The 278-nt window shown below is 24.8% G+C and carries 1 protein-coding gene; it reads right to left on the bottom strand.

The genetic code is table 11. The features are described from left to right. The coding region (locus EZH24_RS13760; RefSeq protein WP_170310898.1) for a PD-(D/E)XK nuclease family transposase at positions 1-278 on the bottom strand (278 nt) is incomplete at both ends.

The following is a 278-nucleotide window of genomic DNA, read 5'->3' as shown; positions in this document are numbered from 1 at the left end:
TTTTGTCATAATCGGGTTTGCCTCCTCCAATTCTTTTTTAATTAAATCTAAATTATTACTCGTGAAAAATTTCATCCAAGTTAATAATTTATTATTTTTCAATTCTTCAATCGTTAAATTTTCTAATATATCAATAAATCTTTGAACTTCAATAATATGCATTTGAATATAATCTAAACTAATATTTTGGTTTTCAGTGTCAATCAATTTAAAACAGCGGTGCGGTTTGCCTTCGTCTCCAAAATCTAAATTAAAATCGAAAAGATTAATGCTAATAA

Source organism: Brachyspira catarrhinii, assembly GCF_005518285.1.
Taxonomy (GTDB): Bacteria; Spirochaetota; Brachyspiria; order Brachyspirales; family Brachyspiraceae; genus Brachyspira; species Brachyspira catarrhinii.
Note: the sequence above shows the minus strand (reverse complement) of the source record. Positions and strands in the feature narration are given on the sequence as shown.